The 15,570-nt window shown below is 36.5% G+C and carries 24 protein-coding genes and 1 pseudogene; 20 read left to right on the forward strand and 5 right to left on the reverse strand.

Annotation, left to right across the window (positions count from 1 at the left end; translation table 11 throughout):
• Positions 1–88 precede the first annotated feature (88 nt).
• A complete protein-coding gene (locus tag TTHE_RS04290; protein WP_013297373.1) occupies positions 89–286 on the forward strand; it encodes a type II toxin-antitoxin system HicA family toxin in 198 nt (65 codons plus the stop codon).
• 44 nt (positions 287–330) lie between these two features.
• On the forward strand, positions 331–741 hold the full coding sequence (locus TTHE_RS04295; protein WP_013297374.1) for a type II toxin-antitoxin system HicB family antitoxin: 411 nt from the start codon (positions 331–333) through the stop codon (positions 739–741).
• 54 nt (positions 742–795) lie between these two features.
• On the opposite strand, the pseudogene TTHE_RS04300 reads toward TTHE_RS04295, so the two are convergent.
• Positions 796–1,326, reverse strand: a pseudogene (locus TTHE_RS04300) (sodium ion-translocating decarboxylase subunit beta).
• On the reverse strand, positions 1,281–1,433 hold the full coding sequence (locus tag TTHE_RS13925; protein WP_223814499.1) for a HutP family protein: 153 nt from the start codon (positions 1,431–1,433) through the stop codon (positions 1,281–1,283). Before TTHE_RS13925 ends, TTHE_RS04300 begins: the two are co-directional and overlap by 46 nt.
• Before the next feature lie 583 nt (positions 1,434–2,016).
• Here TTHE_RS13925 and TTHE_RS04305 point away from each other — a divergent pair.
• The 5 genes from TTHE_RS04305 (at position 2,017) to TTHE_RS04320 (ending at position 4,118) form a co-directional block, all read left to right on the forward strand.
• Positions 2,017–3,189 (forward strand): iron-containing alcohol dehydrogenase, encoded by a 1,173-nt coding sequence (locus tag TTHE_RS04305; RefSeq protein ID WP_013297375.1) that lies wholly within the window; start codon positions 2,017–2,019, stop codon positions 3,187–3,189.
• Between the two features lie 11 nt (positions 3,190–3,200).
• Positions 3,201–3,329, forward strand: coding sequence for an LbetaH domain-containing protein (locus tag TTHE_RS15100; protein ID WP_257789818.1), 129 nt, complete (start codon positions 3,201–3,203; stop codon positions 3,327–3,329).
• A gap of 138 nt (positions 3,330–3,467) precedes the next feature.
• Positions 3,468–3,596, forward strand: a complete 129-nt coding sequence (locus TTHE_RS15105; protein ID WP_013297376.1) for a hypothetical protein — start codon at positions 3,468–3,470, stop codon at positions 3,594–3,596.
• Positions 3,584–3,676: a carboxymuconolactone decarboxylase family protein gene (locus tag TTHE_RS15110; protein ID WP_223814498.1), complete on the forward strand. Its 93-nt coding sequence runs from the start codon at positions 3,584–3,586 to the stop codon at positions 3,674–3,676. Before TTHE_RS15105 ends, TTHE_RS15110 begins: the two co-directional genes overlap by 13 nt.
• Before the next feature lie 31 nt (positions 3,677–3,707).
• Complete coding sequence (locus TTHE_RS04320) at positions 3,708–4,118, forward strand: cupin domain-containing protein (protein WP_041587539.1); 411 nt, start codon at positions 3,708–3,710, stop codon at positions 4,116–4,118.
• Between the two features lie 128 nt (positions 4,119–4,246).
• On the opposite strand, the gene TTHE_RS04325 is transcribed toward TTHE_RS04320, so the two are convergent.
• Together TTHE_RS04325 and TTHE_RS04330 are read right to left on the reverse strand one after the other, a co-directional pair.
• Positions 4,247–4,657 (reverse strand): PIN domain-containing protein, encoded by a 411-nt coding sequence (locus TTHE_RS04325; protein ID WP_013297378.1) that lies wholly within the window; start codon positions 4,655–4,657, stop codon positions 4,247–4,249.
• Positions 4,641–4,868 carry a type II toxin-antitoxin system Phd/YefM family antitoxin gene (locus tag TTHE_RS04330; RefSeq protein ID WP_013297379.1) on the reverse strand — a complete coding sequence of 76 codons (228 nt, stop codon included), beginning with the start codon at positions 4,866–4,868 and terminating at the stop codon, positions 4,641–4,643. The genes TTHE_RS04325 and TTHE_RS04330 overlap by 17 nt, the downstream gene beginning before the upstream one ends.
• Positions 4,869–5,254: 386 nt before the next feature.
• Between TTHE_RS04330 and TTHE_RS04335 the strand changes: the two genes are divergently transcribed.
• From TTHE_RS04335 to TTHE_RS04365, 8 genes are all read left to right on the forward strand, one after another.
• On the forward strand, positions 5,255–6,217 hold the full coding sequence (locus TTHE_RS04335) for an aldo/keto reductase (protein WP_013297380.1): 963 nt from the start codon (positions 5,255–5,257) through the stop codon (positions 6,215–6,217).
• A 45-nt stretch (positions 6,218–6,262) separates the two neighbouring features.
• Entirely contained in the window at positions 6,263–7,381 is a 1,119-nt protein-coding gene (locus TTHE_RS04340; RefSeq protein WP_013297381.1) for an aldo/keto reductase, read from the forward strand.
• Between the two features lie 72 nt (positions 7,382–7,453).
• Positions 7,454–7,681, forward strand: coding sequence for a dihydrofolate reductase family protein (locus TTHE_RS14145; protein WP_225624276.1), 228 nt, complete (start codon positions 7,454–7,456; stop codon positions 7,679–7,681).
• Positions 7,682–7,696: 15 nt separating this feature from the next.
• Positions 7,697–7,837: a hypothetical protein gene (locus TTHE_RS14150; RefSeq protein WP_196793660.1), complete on the forward strand. Its 141-nt coding sequence runs from the start codon at positions 7,697–7,699 to the stop codon at positions 7,835–7,837.
• Positions 7,838–7,867: 30 nt separating this feature from the next.
• A complete protein-coding gene (locus tag TTHE_RS04350) occupies positions 7,868–8,353 on the forward strand; it encodes a flavodoxin (protein ID WP_013297382.1) in 486 nt (161 codons plus the stop codon).
• 254 nt (positions 8,354–8,607) lie between these two features.
• Positions 8,608–8,994: a MerR family transcriptional regulator gene (locus TTHE_RS04355; protein WP_013297383.1), complete on the forward strand. Its 387-nt coding sequence runs from the start codon at positions 8,608–8,610 to the stop codon at positions 8,992–8,994.
• Between the two features lie 21 nt (positions 8,995–9,015).
• Positions 9,016–9,267, forward strand: a complete 252-nt coding sequence (locus TTHE_RS04360; RefSeq protein ID WP_013297384.1) for a DUF6429 family protein — start codon at positions 9,016–9,018, stop codon at positions 9,265–9,267.
• Between the two features lie 141 nt (positions 9,268–9,408).
• Entirely contained in the window at positions 9,409–9,792 is a 384-nt protein-coding gene (locus TTHE_RS04365; RefSeq protein ID WP_196793661.1) for a DUF6930 domain-containing protein, read from the forward strand.
• Between the two features lie 72 nt (positions 9,793–9,864).
• On the opposite strand, the gene TTHE_RS04370 is transcribed toward TTHE_RS04365, so the two are convergent.
• On the reverse strand, positions 9,865–10,260 hold the full coding sequence (locus TTHE_RS04370) for a pyridoxamine 5'-phosphate oxidase family protein (protein ID WP_013297385.1): 396 nt from the start codon (positions 10,258–10,260) through the stop codon (positions 9,865–9,867).
• Between the two features lie 183 nt (positions 10,261–10,443).
• On the opposite strand from TTHE_RS04370, the gene TTHE_RS04375 reads away from it, so the two are divergent.
• The 5 genes from TTHE_RS04375 to clpX all read left to right on the forward strand — a co-directional run bounded on the left by TTHE_RS04375 (position 10,444) and on the right by clpX (position 15,544).
• On the forward strand, positions 10,444–11,277 hold the full coding sequence (locus tag TTHE_RS04375; protein WP_013297386.1) for a deoxyribonuclease IV: 834 nt from the start codon (positions 10,444–10,446) through the stop codon (positions 11,275–11,277).
• 29 nt (positions 11,278–11,306) lie between these two features.
• Complete coding sequence (locus TTHE_RS04380; RefSeq protein ID WP_013297387.1) at positions 11,307–12,218, forward strand: ribonuclease Z; 912 nt, start codon at positions 11,307–11,309, stop codon at positions 12,216–12,218.
• A 143-nt stretch (positions 12,219–12,361) separates the two neighbouring features.
• Complete coding sequence (gene tig / locus TTHE_RS04385) at positions 12,362–13,660, forward strand: trigger factor (RefSeq protein ID WP_013297388.1); 1,299 nt, start codon at positions 12,362–12,364, stop codon at positions 13,658–13,660.
• A 4-nt stretch (positions 13,661–13,664) separates the two neighbouring features.
• The gene (gene clpP, locus TTHE_RS04390) at positions 13,665–14,249 is read left to right on the forward strand and encodes an ATP-dependent Clp endopeptidase proteolytic subunit ClpP (RefSeq protein WP_013297389.1); all 585 of its coding nucleotides are present in this window, start codon (positions 13,665–13,667) and stop codon (positions 14,247–14,249) included.
• 20 nt (positions 14,250–14,269) lie between these two features.
• Positions 14,270–15,544 (forward strand): ATP-dependent Clp protease ATP-binding subunit ClpX, encoded by a 1,275-nt coding sequence (gene clpX, locus TTHE_RS04395; protein WP_013297390.1) that lies wholly within the window; start codon positions 14,270–14,272, stop codon positions 15,542–15,544.
• Positions 15,545–15,570: the final 26 nt, after the last annotated feature.

Below are 15,570 nucleotides of genomic sequence, written 5' to 3' on the forward strand. Positions count from 1 at the left end.
TTTTTATCCTGTATGACAATTTCATCTTATAAAATCCATTGACACGTATTGAATACGTGTTATAATATTAGTTAAGGGAGGGTAATATATGAAATGTTATTCGTCCCGGGAGATACTCAAAATACTTCAGCAAGATGGTTGGTACATAGTAAAAATCAATGGAAGTCATCATCAACTTAAACATCCAGTAAAACAAGGAAAAGTAACTGTACCACATCCTAAAAAAGACATTCCTTTTAAAACTGCAAAAAGTATTTTGGATCAGGCAGGACTTAAACTCGAGTGAGTTCTGCCTCCCTCCCTGAAAACAAGCCAAAAGGAGGCTTTTAGATGAAAGAAACATATATTTATCCTGCTATATTTGATTATGCATCTGACGGTATTTCTGTCAGTTTTCCCGATTTACCTGGCTGTTTTACATGTGGAGATAATGAAGAAGAAGCTGTAAGAAATGCAAAAGAGGCTATGGCACTTCATATTTCAGGTATGGAAGACGATGGAGATGTTATACCAGAACCAACTCCTATTTCGAAGATAAAAGTAGAAGATAACCAAATTGTTGTTCCAATAGAAGTATGGATGCCATACTATAGAAGTGGTATTAAAACTGTTTATGTAAAGAAAACACTGACAATACCATCATGGCTCAATAGTGTCGCCGAAAGAAGCAAAATAAACTTTTCACAGGTGCTTCAAGAAGCTCTTAAAGAAAAATTGGGAATTAGAGAATATAAGCAATAGGCACTCTAAAATGGGTGCTTTATTTTTTAAGATTATTCACTGACAAATTAGCACCTATTCTTCTGTTTTTATATCTGTTAATGCTGCTTTTGCTGCCCTGTTGGCATTGTGTATCTTTGTGTCTGGTATCTCAATGCTACTTAATTCTTTCAGGGGATTGCCTAGCATTAACATCGTAATAAGCGGTGCTATCGGAGGTAGCAGTAAATCAATCATTACTGTTATACCAATGGGGAATTTGATCTTTTCTGTTTTTGTTACAGGTCTTGCCTGTTTCATCATGATCTACCTTTCTTCTTTAGTCGTAAGCAATTTCATTATTTGTGGTTGAATCAAAGGCATAAGAGCCATGTACGAATATGCTGCCACAGATATCTGTGCCATTAAATATGGAGCCAGTTTTGGTATTACATATATTGCCATTTGGCCGCATACACCCCCGATAATAACAATTACACCTACTTCATTTATGCTAAAGCCAAAAAGCTTTGTACCGATAAGCGCTATAAAAATTCCTATGTGTGCAGCAGCACCAAGTATTATAAATGAAGAGTTGACTTTCCAAACATCGAAACTACATTCCACTTATCATCAGCTACAATGGCAATTTTCATCATCAAGCTGATATCCAGCGGAACAGTAATTGACAGAGATTTTACTGCTTCGATTGTCGCATGAAGAAGTGCATGCATTGAAGAAGGAACTTATTCAATCACATTGTTGTTTAACGCAGCCCCTACGACAGCATTGATAACATTTTCATCAAATGCTTAGTATATTCGCGGAAATATGTCTATAAAAACTTTTAAATGCTTATCTGTACAATTTTACTTAGCAGGTTGAGTCTGGTCGTTTTGCAACCAAATACGTCCAAGAACGGGATGTGAAGATAGAAACAATCTATCTTCTGGGCTTTACCCACTTCTGCACTCGGAATAGAATAGGGAACTTTATGATTGGGCGAAAGACAGAGAAAACAAGGCTTAGACGAAGCATCATAAAAATGCAAGCAACCCCTACGGGAAAACCGACACTTTTGCCTATTTAAAGATCAATTGCCAGTTATAAACGCTGTTTTAAGAGGCCATTACAACAAAATAACTTCATAATTTTCATAGAAGATGACTACAAGATTTTAATAAGTTCTTGGGGTGTTTTTTTTATAAAAAATGAAAAACATCTTGACTTAGAGTTAACTCAAAGGATTATCATAATATTAACACTTAAAGGTGTATGTGTAAATTTATTAGATCAAAAAATACTGGAGGAATGAAAATGAGTTTTAATATGTATGTGCCGACAAGATTTATTTTTGGTTGCGGAAGACTTAGCGAACTGCACGAGCAAAAACTTCCCGGCAAAAAAGCAATGGTAGTAATCTCAAATGGAAAATCTTCTAGAGAAAATGGTTCCCTTGATCGCACATTAAATGAACTTTCCAAAGCTGGTATAGAAGGTGTTGTGTTTGATAAAGTTCAGGCAAATCCGCTTAAGTCAACTGTTATGGCGGGGGCTAAGACAGCGAGGGATAACGGATGTGACTTTATAGTTGCACTCGGTGGCGACAGCGTAATGGACGCTTCCAAAGCAATGGCGGCAATGGCAACAAACGACGGCGACATTTGGGACTATATCAACGGCGGTACTGGCAAAGGCAAAGCGCTGACAAATGATCCGCTTCCTGTAGTTTGCATTACAACAACCGCAGGAACTGGTTCAGAAGCGGACCAATGGGGTGTCATCACAAATGACGAAACCAATGAAAAAATCGGTTTCGGCGGTGATGACCGTTTGTTCCCGGTGATTTCTATTATTGATCCCGAATTAATGAAGACAGTTCCACCTAAATTTACTGCTTATCAAGGTTTTGACACACTTTTTCATGCTACAGAAAGCTATATTTCCAAATTTGCAAGCTTTATGAGCGATATGTATGCGCTGACTGCAATTGAAAATACAGCTAAATATCTTCCACGTGCGGTAAAAGATGGCAGCGATATGGAAGCAAGAGAACGCATGGCATTTGCCAATACCATTTCTGGTATAGTTATGACTGTCAGCGTTACTACTGCTGAGCATTCCATTGAGCATGCTATGAGTGCATATCATCAGGATTTGCCTCATGGTGCAGGGCTTATCATGATTTCAAAGGCATTCTATGAATTCTTTATTGAAAAGCATGCTTGTGACGAGAGATTTATTACTATGGCAAAGGCAATGGGAATCAAAGATGCTAATAGGGCAGAGGATTTCATTACCGCGTTGGTGGATTTGCAAAAGGCATGTGGAGTGGCAGATCTCAAAATGAGCGACTATGGCATCACACCGGATGAATTTGATAAAATCGCTACAAATGCCCGTGAAACCATGGGTGGTCTTTTTGCAGCAAATCCTTGTGAAATGACACATGAAGATGTCGTTGAGGTTCTTAGGAAGTCTTACCGATAAGGAGGATATCAATGGAAATCAATGTGGTGCTGGCTACACTTAATCATGAGCTTGATCCGGATAAGCGCAGCACTATACATCCTGCACCCATTGTTATTGGGAAAAATGTTTGGATTGGCGCTAATGTCACAGTCGTTTAGGGTGTAACCATTGGTGATGGTGCTGTTATCGCTGCTGGTGCGATTGTGACAAAGGATGTGCCTTCAAATGTTGTTCTAGGCGGAGTGCCTGCAAAAATAATTAAGAAAATATAAAGTATTTAGGAGGTAGGTTTTACGATGAAAAAACAAACGGCTGGCAGAGATGCCCTGGGATCATTTGCCCCAAAATTTGCTGAATTAAACGATGACATTCTTTTTGGAGAGGTTTGGTCTAGAATTTTAGTGCTGAAGAAATGGCAGAAATAATCACACATCTAGCGTTCTATGTAGGATGGCCTAATGCATGGGCAGCATTTTCGTTGGCAAAAGAGATATATGCTGAATAATCAAAAAAATGAGAATGGAGTGAATTTTATTATGGATAGAAATGAATTAGAAAAGATATCTGATTTTCCATTAGGTGAGGAAAATGTAGCATTTGCACAATATTTTACTGGAAAGAGCTATTTAAGCCTCTTAAATGATAAAGAAGTAAATATTCATAATGTTACGTTCGAACCTGGATGCAGAAACAATTGGCATATACATCATGGCTGTGGTCAGATACTGATCTGTGTTGGTGGGCATGGCTTATATCAAGAAGCTGGGAAAGATGCACGACTATTAAAAAGCGGCGATGTAGTATATATACCACCGGAGATTAAGCATTGGCACGGCGCCGTCAAGGATGAAGGGTTTGCACATCTGTCATTAACAGTTCCGACGGAAGGAGCAAACACTGAATGGTGTGAACCGGTTACCGATGAAGAATATAACAAACTACTTTGAAATTTTTAAATAAAGTGTTTGTTTCTGAATGCATTAAATGCAGACTATGATTGGAATCGACGAATGGTTGTTTGTGATCCTAAATGTTGGGAATGAAAAGCCATCCGGTAAGCTAGATGGCTGAAGTCTTATATGCTTTTCAGAAAGTCGCTGGGTAATACAGCTCTGACTGGCGAGTTGACGAAGTCCTTAATGTTCCGGGTAATGATGCATTCCATTTTCCTGCGCTTTGCGCATGCGGCAAGCAAGGCATCCTCATAATCTTCAATGGGCAGCTCAAGCGCCTTCTCGCAGTCGGAGCCAGTGACGTCAAGGATGTTGAAGATTTTTATGATTTTATATATTTCCTGCTTGCACCGCTTCTTGTCGTGCAGATATTTGTGTAGAAGGTAATAGATATCCGTAATGGAGCTTGCGGTTATATGCACGTTGATTTTTTCCTCGGCGGCCATAATAAACAATTTTTGCGCGTCTTCAGCGAAAGGCGAGCGGGAAAGCATGGCGTCCAGCATGACGTTGGTATCAATTAATACGTTCATGACGGCTCAAGCGCTCCTCTCTCGCCTGCTCCAAAGAAGCATCGGCAGGCAGTATACCAAACAAGGATTTTGCCATTTCAACTTTGTCCTGTTTTGTGTTTGTAAGCTTGGCAATGGCTTTGCCGTTTTTTGTAATATATATGTCCTCTTTGGAGGCAAGGGCGAGATACTTTCCAATATTGTTCTTAAATTCGGTTGCTGTTATTTGCATAGTGATACCTCCTTGTACAAAATTCATTATTTCAATTTCCTAATATTATTATACAAAAATAAGATTAAAATTATCAACAATAATCGAACAATTTTATTTTTACAATCGTACAGTATATGTGATCAAAATTTCATTGGATATGTTTCCTACAATGAGTGTGGGACATGCGCAAAAAACTAGGTGTATAACATATCATAAAAATTATTTTTTTATGATAACTCAAAGAATATTTGTTGAAAATCTCTTGACTTAGAGTTAACTCAAAGGCATATCATGATATTAATACATAATTATATCCTTAAAGTATTGATTTAAAGAGGTGAGTTGTAAGCAGATTGAGAAATGGCTGCAAAAATTCATAAATAATTTTGAGGAGGAAAAGTAAAATGGAATATTCAAAACTAGGAAATTCTGATATTCTTGTTTCTCGTATTTGCGTAGGTTGCATGAGCTTTGGTGACACGTCAAGTAATTTTCATGCATGGACACTAAACGCTGAAGATAGTGAAGCAATAATCAAACATGCTCTTGATCTTGGCATAAATTTTTTTGACACTGCAAATGTATATTCTGGCGGTACCAGTGAAGAATATCTTGGCCGTGCGATAAAGAACAATATAGCTCGTGATAAGGTAGTTATAGCTACTAAGGTTTATTTTAACGAAGGCAAACTTTCAAAAAAGGCGATACTTCGTGAGATCGATGGCTCACTAAAACGGTTGGGTACAGATTACGTTGATCTTTACATTATTCATCGATTCGATTATGACACACCGATAGAGGAAACGATGGAAGCACTTGACAGTCTTGTAAAGGCAGGAAAGGTGAGAGCTCTTGGCGCTTCAGCAATGTATGGCTACCAGTTTTACAATATGCAGCTTGCTGCCGAGAAGAACGGTTGGACAAAGTTTGTTTCAATGCAGAATCACTACAATCTGCTTTACCGTGAGGATGAGCGGGAACTTATTCCGATTTGCAAACAGCAAAATGTTGCACTTACTCCATACAGTCCACTTGCTGCTGGAAGGCTTTCACGTCTTGAATGGAAGGCAGATACGAAACGAAGCCAGACAGATAAAATTGCAGTTTCAAAGTACGATAGTACCCAAGAGACAGACTATGGAATAGTACTTCGCGTAAATGAAATTGCCAAGAAGTATGGTGTTACAATGACGCAGATTTCTCTTGCATGGCATTTTGCTAAGGGAGTTACAGCGCCAATTATCGGTGTAACAAAGGCAAAGTATTTAGACGACGCTGTAGGGGCTCTCAATGTAAAACTTACGGATGATGACATTGCCTACCTTGAGGAACTGTATGTTCCCCACAAAATAGTTGGTGCGCTTTAATTGAAAATATATTTGAAGTTTTAAAAAAGGAGAGAATAACACATTATGAAAAAATTAGGCTTTGGATTGATGCGTCTGCCACTATTAGACAATAACGATCAGTCAAGCATCAATATGGAAGAAATGAAAGATATGGTGGATACTTTTATTGAGAATGGATTTACTTATTTTGATACAGCATATATGTACCATAATTTCAAAAGTGAAATAGCAGCCAGAGAGGCGCTTGTAAAAAGGCACTCTCGCGATAGTTTTACTTTGACAACAAAAATGCCGACAATGTTTCTAAAAACAAAACAAGATATGGAGCGTATTTTTAATGAACAGCTTGAAAAATGCGGCGTTGAGTATTTTGATTATTATCTGCTTCATAATCTTGGAGTATCTCATTATGAGGTAGCACAGAAGCTTGACAGTTTTGAATTTATTCAAAATAAGAAAAAAGAAGGAAGAATCCGAAAAATAGGCTTTTCTTATCATGACAATGCAGATTTGCTTGATAAAATATTAACTGAACATCCCGAGGTTGATGTGGTACAGCTTCAAATCAATTATTTGGATTGGGATAACGAAAGCATCCAATCTCGAAAATGTTATGAGGTAGCAAGAAAACATAATAAAGATATCATTGTAATGGAACCTGTAAAAGGAGGTACACTTGCGAATATACCAGAAAAAGCTGAAAAGCTGTTTAAAGATTACGCTCCAAATATGTCAGTTGCTTCTTGGGCAATACGCTTTGCTGCAAGTCATGACGGCATCATGGTTGTGCTGAGTGGCATGAGCAATATAAAGCAGCTTCTTGACAATATTAGCTATATGTATGATTTTAGACCTATGACAGAAGAAGAATTTGGAATTGTTAAAAAGGCTGTTGATATAATCAATGACTCCATTGCCATACCATGTACTGCCTGTGCTTATTGCGTTGATGGATGCCCTAAGAATATTCCTATTCCAAAGTATTTTGCTTTGTATAATGCAGAAAAGCAAGCTATGAATACAGCCTTTTCAATACAAGGCGTATATTACAACAATTATGCGAAAACCTACGGGAAGGCTTCTGAATGCATTAAATGCAGACAATGCGAAAGACAGTGTCCGCAGCATCTGCCTATTTCAGATTTGCTCAAAGATGTTGCAAAAACATTTGAAAGTGTCTAATTTGCCGGCAAAACCGAGCTGAACCTTCCCCTTGCCGTCCAAAAGCTTTAAAAACTATTCGGCATTCAAACACTGCTGCTGGAGGGCGGTGGCATTGCCAACGGGTCATTTTTGCAGGAAGAACTTATTGATGAAATCAGTCTTGTGGTAGTGCCAGCAGCCGAATGCAATGAAGATGCAATCCCGCTTTTCAAAACAGGAAAATATGGAGCAAAAACCACTTTTGCAAAATCTTTTCACTTAAAAGAAGCAAAAAGGCTAAACGATAATGGCCTTTGGCTGATCTATTCAAAAAATTAAAAAGAGAAAATTAATATGTACAATTTTGTAGAAATCGGCATTGATGATACAAACTTTAAAATAATGGCGGAAAAAGCCTGCAGAGGCGATGTGTTACAAGGATTTAAGCATTTGACACCAAAAGATGTAGAGAAAATTTTCAGGATGTGCCTGTAAAAACAGAACAAGATAGGAGGAAAACAACTAATGAATAAAAAAGCTTTGGTAGCTTATTTTTCCTGTACTGGTACAACAAAGAGTGTGGCAGAAATTCTTGCTGATGTGGCTGGAGCTGATCTATATGAAATTAAGCCTGAGGTGCCATATACCGCCGCGGATCTTAACTGGATGGATAAGAAAAGCCGGAGTACAATGGAAATGAAAGACCCGTCCTCACGGCCTGCCATTTCGGGCAAGGTTTCAAACATGGGCGAGTATGACATTGTTTTTTTGGGTTTTCCCATATGGTGGTATGTGGCTCCGACCATTATCAATACCTTTTTGGAAAGCTATGATTTTTCGGGAAAGACCATCATACTATTTGCCACTTCTGGAGGAAGCGGTTTTGGAAAAACGGTGGAAAAACTTAAAGGCAGTGTTTCACCAGATACAAAAATTAAGGAAGGTAGGATTTTAAATGGCAAGCCGTCCAGAGTAGAGCTTGCTTCATGGATAAAAGATCTTGGTTTGTAAATAAAATAAAAAGATGATTTTATTATTTGATAACAACTGGTTTTTATTCAAAAATAGATAGATTGCTATAAAAAAACTTTTGTATGCAGGGTTTTTCTGTGATTCACCATTCTTTGTTGGTATTAAGAATAACCCTGTTTTTTTATATATTGACAAATGAAAATATGAAATAGATAAAAGATTTTTATGTCTTTATATACTAACTTTAAACACTATAATATGATATAATATTGGTTATTAGGAGGTAAAAGCTTATGACGATCGCAGAAGTAAGTGAAAAATACGATATATCACAAGATACGCTTCGCTATTATGAACGAATTGGACTGATTCCTCCTGTGAACCGCAATAAAAGCGGAAACAGGGATTATACGGAAGAAGACTGTAAATGGGTGGAATTTATCAAATGTATGCGGAATGCAGGTCTTTCGATTGAAGTGTTAATTGAATATGTTGCGCTAGTTGCACAAGGTGACGAAACTATTGAGGCTAGAAAAGAACTCTTAATTGAACAACGTAATCATTTAATAAAAAAAATAGAAGATATGAATGAAACTTTAGAGCGCTTGAATTATAAAATTGAAGTGTATGAGGGATTGTTGGTTGAGAAAGAAAAGGAATTAAAAAAGTCGGAAAATTAATAAAAGGAGATGCTTACTTTTATGAACAATGATTTACGTGAGAAAGTAAAAGAGCTGACGTTGATTTTACTGTATTTAACATCATGGGAAGAGGAATTATTAGATATGAAATACCGAAGAAGCTGGAAAGGATATGACTTTGGCATATTAGATGAGCTTGCTGATGATGACTTAATTAGTAGTGGACATAGATCAAAATCTGTTGCTATTACTGATGCAGGAATAAATAAAGCTAAAGTGCTGCTTAAAAAGTACGAAATAGAAGTTAATTAAAAATAAAATTATGAAGGAGCATGAGCTATAAAAGAAATGAAGCTACTTTAGATGAATGGAAAGAATTATATGATATTGCTCTTAAAATAAAAGAGCTAAAGCCATGAGCCTGACTATCCACAGCTTGTTTTACAGGATGAATTGCTTATAGAAAGGATTAATCGGCAGGAAGCTAATAAAAGTAAAATAGAAGTCGATATAGCTTATTTGACTGGTGCTATAAGAGATAAAAAATATGATGTTCCTGTTATGGAGAGATTATGTATTTTAGCAGAAAATCCATCAGGACTTATAATAGATCAAGATTTTATATTCCCAGATGATGACGAGATGGAAATTATATTCAGTATGACGATCGACTATATTTTAAATTATGGCAAGCCTGATACCATCATTGTGAGAGATGATTATGTATTAAATTTACTAAATGATTTGTGCAAAAGAACTGGCATAAAGTTAAAAATCAGAGGAAAATTAAAAGCCATTGATTACTTTGTAGAAAGTTTTTTAAGATATAGATTTTAAAAATAAGGGTTTATTGGTTTATTGTAGAAATAAGCAATACGCCAATAGCCCCTGGTTTTTACTTAGACGAAGTTATATTTTTACAGATTTCACATGACCACTCATACCATAAAATGTTGCTTCTGCTTCGTCTGCGTAGAAGATTTCAAATATTGAGTCCTCCTCGCTGTACAAATTTCTAAGGGATGGCATGGTATCTAGTGCTGCTTTTTTCGATTCACGGCTTGTTATGAATACAGCTTTACCTTTTAAACGTAGCCATTCGCCAGTTTTCGATGCAACACTTATTTCGAATTTTGGGTTTGCTTTTAACTGTTTGTAGACGTCCTTTTGGTTATTGGTGCAGAAGCATAGCTTGCCATCATATTCCATTGCAAAGCCAAATGGGCGCACCTTAGGTGTGTCGCCATCAACGGTTGCAATATAGAAAGTTGGATTATCTTTTAAAAACTGTAAAACTTCTTCCATTTTATTTGCCCCCTTCAATCTATTATATGATTACGATATTATTATAACTTTAATGACACGTTAAAACAATAAAGCAAAGAAAGCAGCTCTTTTTGATAGTCTTTTTGTTTGGAGAAATTACAGTCATATATTATAATGAAGAAAAGGCTTCAATTTTATGAATGATTTTTAGGAGGACAATTTATGTTATATATAGGATGTCACTTATCAGTTTCAAATGGTTATAAAGCCATGGCAGAAGAAGCTTTAAAGCTTGATGCCAATACGCTGCAGTTTTTCACGAGAAATCCAAGAGGAAGCAAGGCAAAAGAGATAGATGAAAAAGACTGTAATTCATTTTTAGAAATTGCGGACAAAAATAATTTTTCAAAAGTTGTTGCACATGCACCGTACACTTTAAATCCGTGTTCACCTGATGAAAGGACGAGGGAATTTGCCATAGAAGTTATGGCAGACGATTTGATGAGGTTGGAGTACCTTCCTAATAATCATTACGACTTTCACCCGGGAAGCCATGTGAAGCAAGGCGTTGATGCAGGTATAGAGTATACGGCAAATATGTTAAATGAAATATTAAAACCGGAGCAGTCTACTATTGTGCTTTTAGAGACAATGGCAGGAAAGGGGACAGAAATAGGAAAGACATTTCAAGAATTAAAACAGATTTTAGATAGGGTAGAGCTACAAGAAAAAATTGGGGTGTGTTTTGACACGTGCCATGTATATGATGCTGGATATGATATTGTAAATGACTTAGACGGCGTATTAGAAGAATTTGATAGAATCATAGGACTTGATAAGCTGTACGCTGTGCATTTAAATGACAGCAAAAATCCATTTGGAAGTCATAAGGATAGACATGAAAAAATTGGTGAGGGATATATAGGAATAGATGCGATAGCCAGAGTAGTAAACCATCCAAGATTAAAACATCTTCCTTTCATCTTAGAAACTCCCAATGACCTTCAAGGATATGCAGAAGAGATAAAGCTCATAAGAAGTCTTTACAGCGAGTAAAATTTCCTAAGCAATTGGAGGATATTTAAATGTTTGATATGTGCTTATTAGGTACAGGTGGAATGATGCCTATACCTGGAAGATATCTATCTTCTTTGATTTTGAGATATGGCGGTATATCAGTACTGGTAGACTGCGGTGAAGGTACTCAAGTTCCACTGCAAAAATTGGGATGGGGGTTTTTAAACATTGATGCAATATTTTTTACACACTATCATGGAGACCATATTATGGGGCTTCCTGGCATAATATATCAGATGATAAATCAAGACAGGGAAAAAGAACTTAAGTTAATTGGACCAAAAGGAATGAGCATTATAAGCAATCTTTTGAATGTTTTGTTTGGGGATATACCATTCACTGTAGAATATATTGAAATAGAAGATGAGGAGTGCATGAACGTAGGGGATATTACAGTAAAAAATATCCTAGTAGATCATACGGTGTTATGCTTTGCATATAGCTTTGAAGTTAAGAGGTTGCCGATATTTGATGTAAAAAAGGCAAGAGCCCTCAATATTCCTGTAGAGTATTGGCACATACTTCAACATGGAGAAAATATCACTAAAGACGGCAATGTGATTTATACGCCTGACATGGTATTAGGTAAAAGCAGAAAAGGCTTAAAAGTAAGTTATTGTACGGATACTCGTCCTACAGAGAGTCTTATAGATCTAGTGAAAGATAGCGATGTTTTTGTAGGCGAAGGAATGTATGGAGATCCATTGGATATAGAAAAAGCCATAAAGAAATCCCATTCGACGTTTATAGAGACAGCTTTTGTTGCAAAAGAGGCAAATGTGAAAGAGCTTTGGTTGACACATTTTAGTCCATCATTAAAAAATCCCGCTGAATACATAAAATATGCGAAGGACGTGTTTGAAAATACTATAGTAGGACACGATTTGATGACAAAAGAATTACACTTTGAAAATTCATAAAAGTTTTATAATAAATCCTATAAAAACAGTTTCCTTTTTGTTAAAAAATGATAAAATAAAGTAGGAACATTTGCTTAAAATAATTTTTATGATATAATAAATAGAAGTTATTAACGTAAACATATGATAGGAGGATTTACTTAATGAGCAGTAATCTTAAAAAACTAGAGAATAGTGTAGCAACGATCGAATTAAATATTCCAAAGGAAAAATTTGAGGAAGGTTTGAATTTTTCTTACAAAAAAAATGTGGGTAGGTTTAATGTACCAGGTTTTAGACGCGGAAGAGCTCCGAGGATTATTATAGAGAGATATTATGGTGAAGGTGTATTATATGAAGATGCTATTGAACATTTGTTTCCTGATGCATATCAAGAGGCAATTGATTCGTTGAAAATTGAGCCAATAGATAGCCCCAGCATAGATATTCTACAAATTGGAAAAGGGAAAGACTTAATAATTGAAGCAGTTGTGCCAGTAATGCCAGATGTAGAACTTGGACAATACAAGGGTATAGAAGTTAAAAAAGTAGAGTATAATGTAAAAGATGAGGATGTTGAAAATAGATTAGAGCAGATGAGACAAAGAAATGCCAGGGTAGTACCTGTAGAAGATAGAGCCGCACAGATGGGTGATATAGTTGATATAAGTTTTGAAGGGTTTATCGATGGCAAACCATTTGAAGGTGGGAAAAGCGATAATTACTCATTGGAGCTAGGTTCTAAGACTTTTATTCCTGGCTTTGAAGAGCAGATTGTGGGCCACAATATCAACGATGAATTTGATGTCAATGTTAAGTTCCCTGAAGATTACAGAGTTGAAGAATTAAAAGGAAAAGATGCAGTATTTAAAGTTAAGCTGCTTTCAATAAAGTACAAAGAGCTTCCGGAGTTAAATGATGATTTTGCAAAAGACGTAAGCGAGTTTGATACATTAGATGAATTAAAAGAAGACATAAAGAGGGAATTAAAAGAGCAGTACAACAAAAGCGCAGAAGAAGAGATGAAAGAAAATGCAGTAAAGGCAGTTGTCGAAAATGCAAAAGTTGAAATACCTGAAGTCATGATAGATAGACAGATAGACATTTCTTTAAGGGATTTAGATTACAATCTCAGATATCAAGGATTAAACCTCGATAAATATCTTGAGATAACAGGGAAAAGCAAAGACGACTTGAGAAAGGAAATGCACGATGATGCTGCATTAAGGGTAAAGACACAGCTTGTTGTAGATAAGATAGGCAAAGTTGAGAATATAACTGCTACAGATGGAGAAGTTGAAAATAGGTTAAATGAAATGGCAAGAAATTACAATGTAAATGTGGAAGATTTGAAGAAAGAGTTGAATGAATCACAGATAAACAATATAAAGGATGATATAGTCTACTTTAAGACGATTGACTTTATATTTGAGAATAGTAAAATAGTAGATAAAGAGGAGTGATATTATGAGTCTAGTACCTATTGTAGTAGAGCAAACAAATAGAGGTGAGCGCTCTTACGACATATTTTCAAGACTTTTGAAAGATAGAATTGTATTCTTAGGTGAAGAGATAAATGATGTTTCTGCAAGTCTCGTTGTTGCGCAGCTTTTATTCCTAGAAGGAGAAGATCCAGATAAGGATATTTGGCTTTATATAAATAGCCCAGGTGGGTCCATAACATCTGCATTTGCAATATATGATACGATGCAGTATATAAAGCCTGATGTTGTCACGATGTGTGTTGGAATGGCTGCATCAGCAGGTGCATTTTTGCTAGCTGCAGGTGCAAAAGGCAAGAGATTTTCGCTTCCAAACAGTGAGATAATGATACATCAGCCACTGGGCGGAACACAAGGTCAGGCAACAGACATAAAGATACATGCTGAAAGAATTATAAAGATGAAGCAAAAATTAAATAAAATATTGTCTGAGAGGACTGGACAACCACTAGAAAAAATAGAAAGAGATACAGAAAGGGACTTTTTCATGGACCCAGAAGAAGCAAAAGCTTATGGGCTAATTGATGATATATTAGTTAGAAGAAAATAGGCCCCGGAAGAGGTGAAAAAATGGCTAAGTATGACAATCAAAAACAATTAAAATGCTCTTTTTGCGGGAAGTCACAGGATCAGGTAAAAAGATTAGTTGCCGGTCCCGGCGTGTATATCTGTGACGAGTGTATAGAGCTATGCCAGGAAATAATCGATGAAGAATTTGAAGAGAACATCGATGTAGAGATAGGTGAACTTCCGAAGCCAAAGGAGATAAAAGAATTTCTAGATCAATACGTAATAGGACAAGATAAAGCGAAAAAAGCTTTAGCAGTGGCTGTTTACAACCATTATAAGAGGATAAACAGCAGAGTTAAATCTGATGATGTTGAGCTACAAAAAAGCAATATTCTCATGTTAGGACCTACAGGTTCTGGTAAGACGCTTCTTGCACAGACACTTGCAAGGATGCTAAATGTTCCATTTGCTATAGCAGACGCGACATCTCTTACAGAGGCAGGATACGTCGGTGAAGATGTAGAGAATATTCTTCTTAAGCTTATACAAGCAGCAGATTACGATATAGAAAAAGCTGAAAGAGGTATTGTCTATATCGATGAGGTAGATAAGATAGCTAGAAAATCAGAGAATCCTTCAATAACGAGAGATGTCTCTGGTGAGGGTGTACAGCAAGCACTGCTGAAAATTTTGGAGGGAACTGTTGCAAATGTTCCACCACAGGGAGGACGGAAGCATCCTCATCAAGAATTTATACAGATTGACACGACAAATATACTTTTCATTGTAGGCGGTGCCTTTGACGGCATTGAAAAGATAATAGAGTCTAGGATAGGTAAGAAATCATTGGGATTTGGCTCAGAAGTCCAAAGTAAACAGGAAAAGAAGATAGGCGAAATCCTGAAGAATATAATGCCTGAAGATTTGCTTAAATTTGGTCTTATTCCAGAGTTTATAGGAAGGCTTCCGATTGTTGTGACACTTGACTCACTGGACAAAGATGCACTGATACGCATACTGACAGAGCCTAAGAATGCTCTTACAAAGCAGTATGAAAAATTATTTGAATTAGATGGTGTGAAGCTGGAATTTGATAAAAAAGCTTTAAGTGTAATTGCTCAAAAGGCTATTGACAGGAAGACGGGTGCTAGAGGCTTGAGATCTATACTTGAAGAGCTTATGCTAGATGTCATGTATGAGATTCCTTCAAGTGACAACATAGAAAAGTGCATAATAACAGAAGATACGGTTTTAAACAATGCACCACCTACGATTGTTTATTCTGAGTCTCAAAAGACTAAAAAAAGAGCTAAAAAGTCTGAGTCAGTATCATAGCTTGTAATTATGTAAGTATATAAAAA

The organism is Thermoanaerobacterium thermosaccharolyticum DSM 571, assembly GCF_000145615.1.
GTDB classification, from domain to species: domain Bacteria; phylum Bacillota; class Thermoanaerobacteria; order Thermoanaerobacterales; family Thermoanaerobacteraceae; genus Thermoanaerobacterium; species Thermoanaerobacterium thermosaccharolyticum.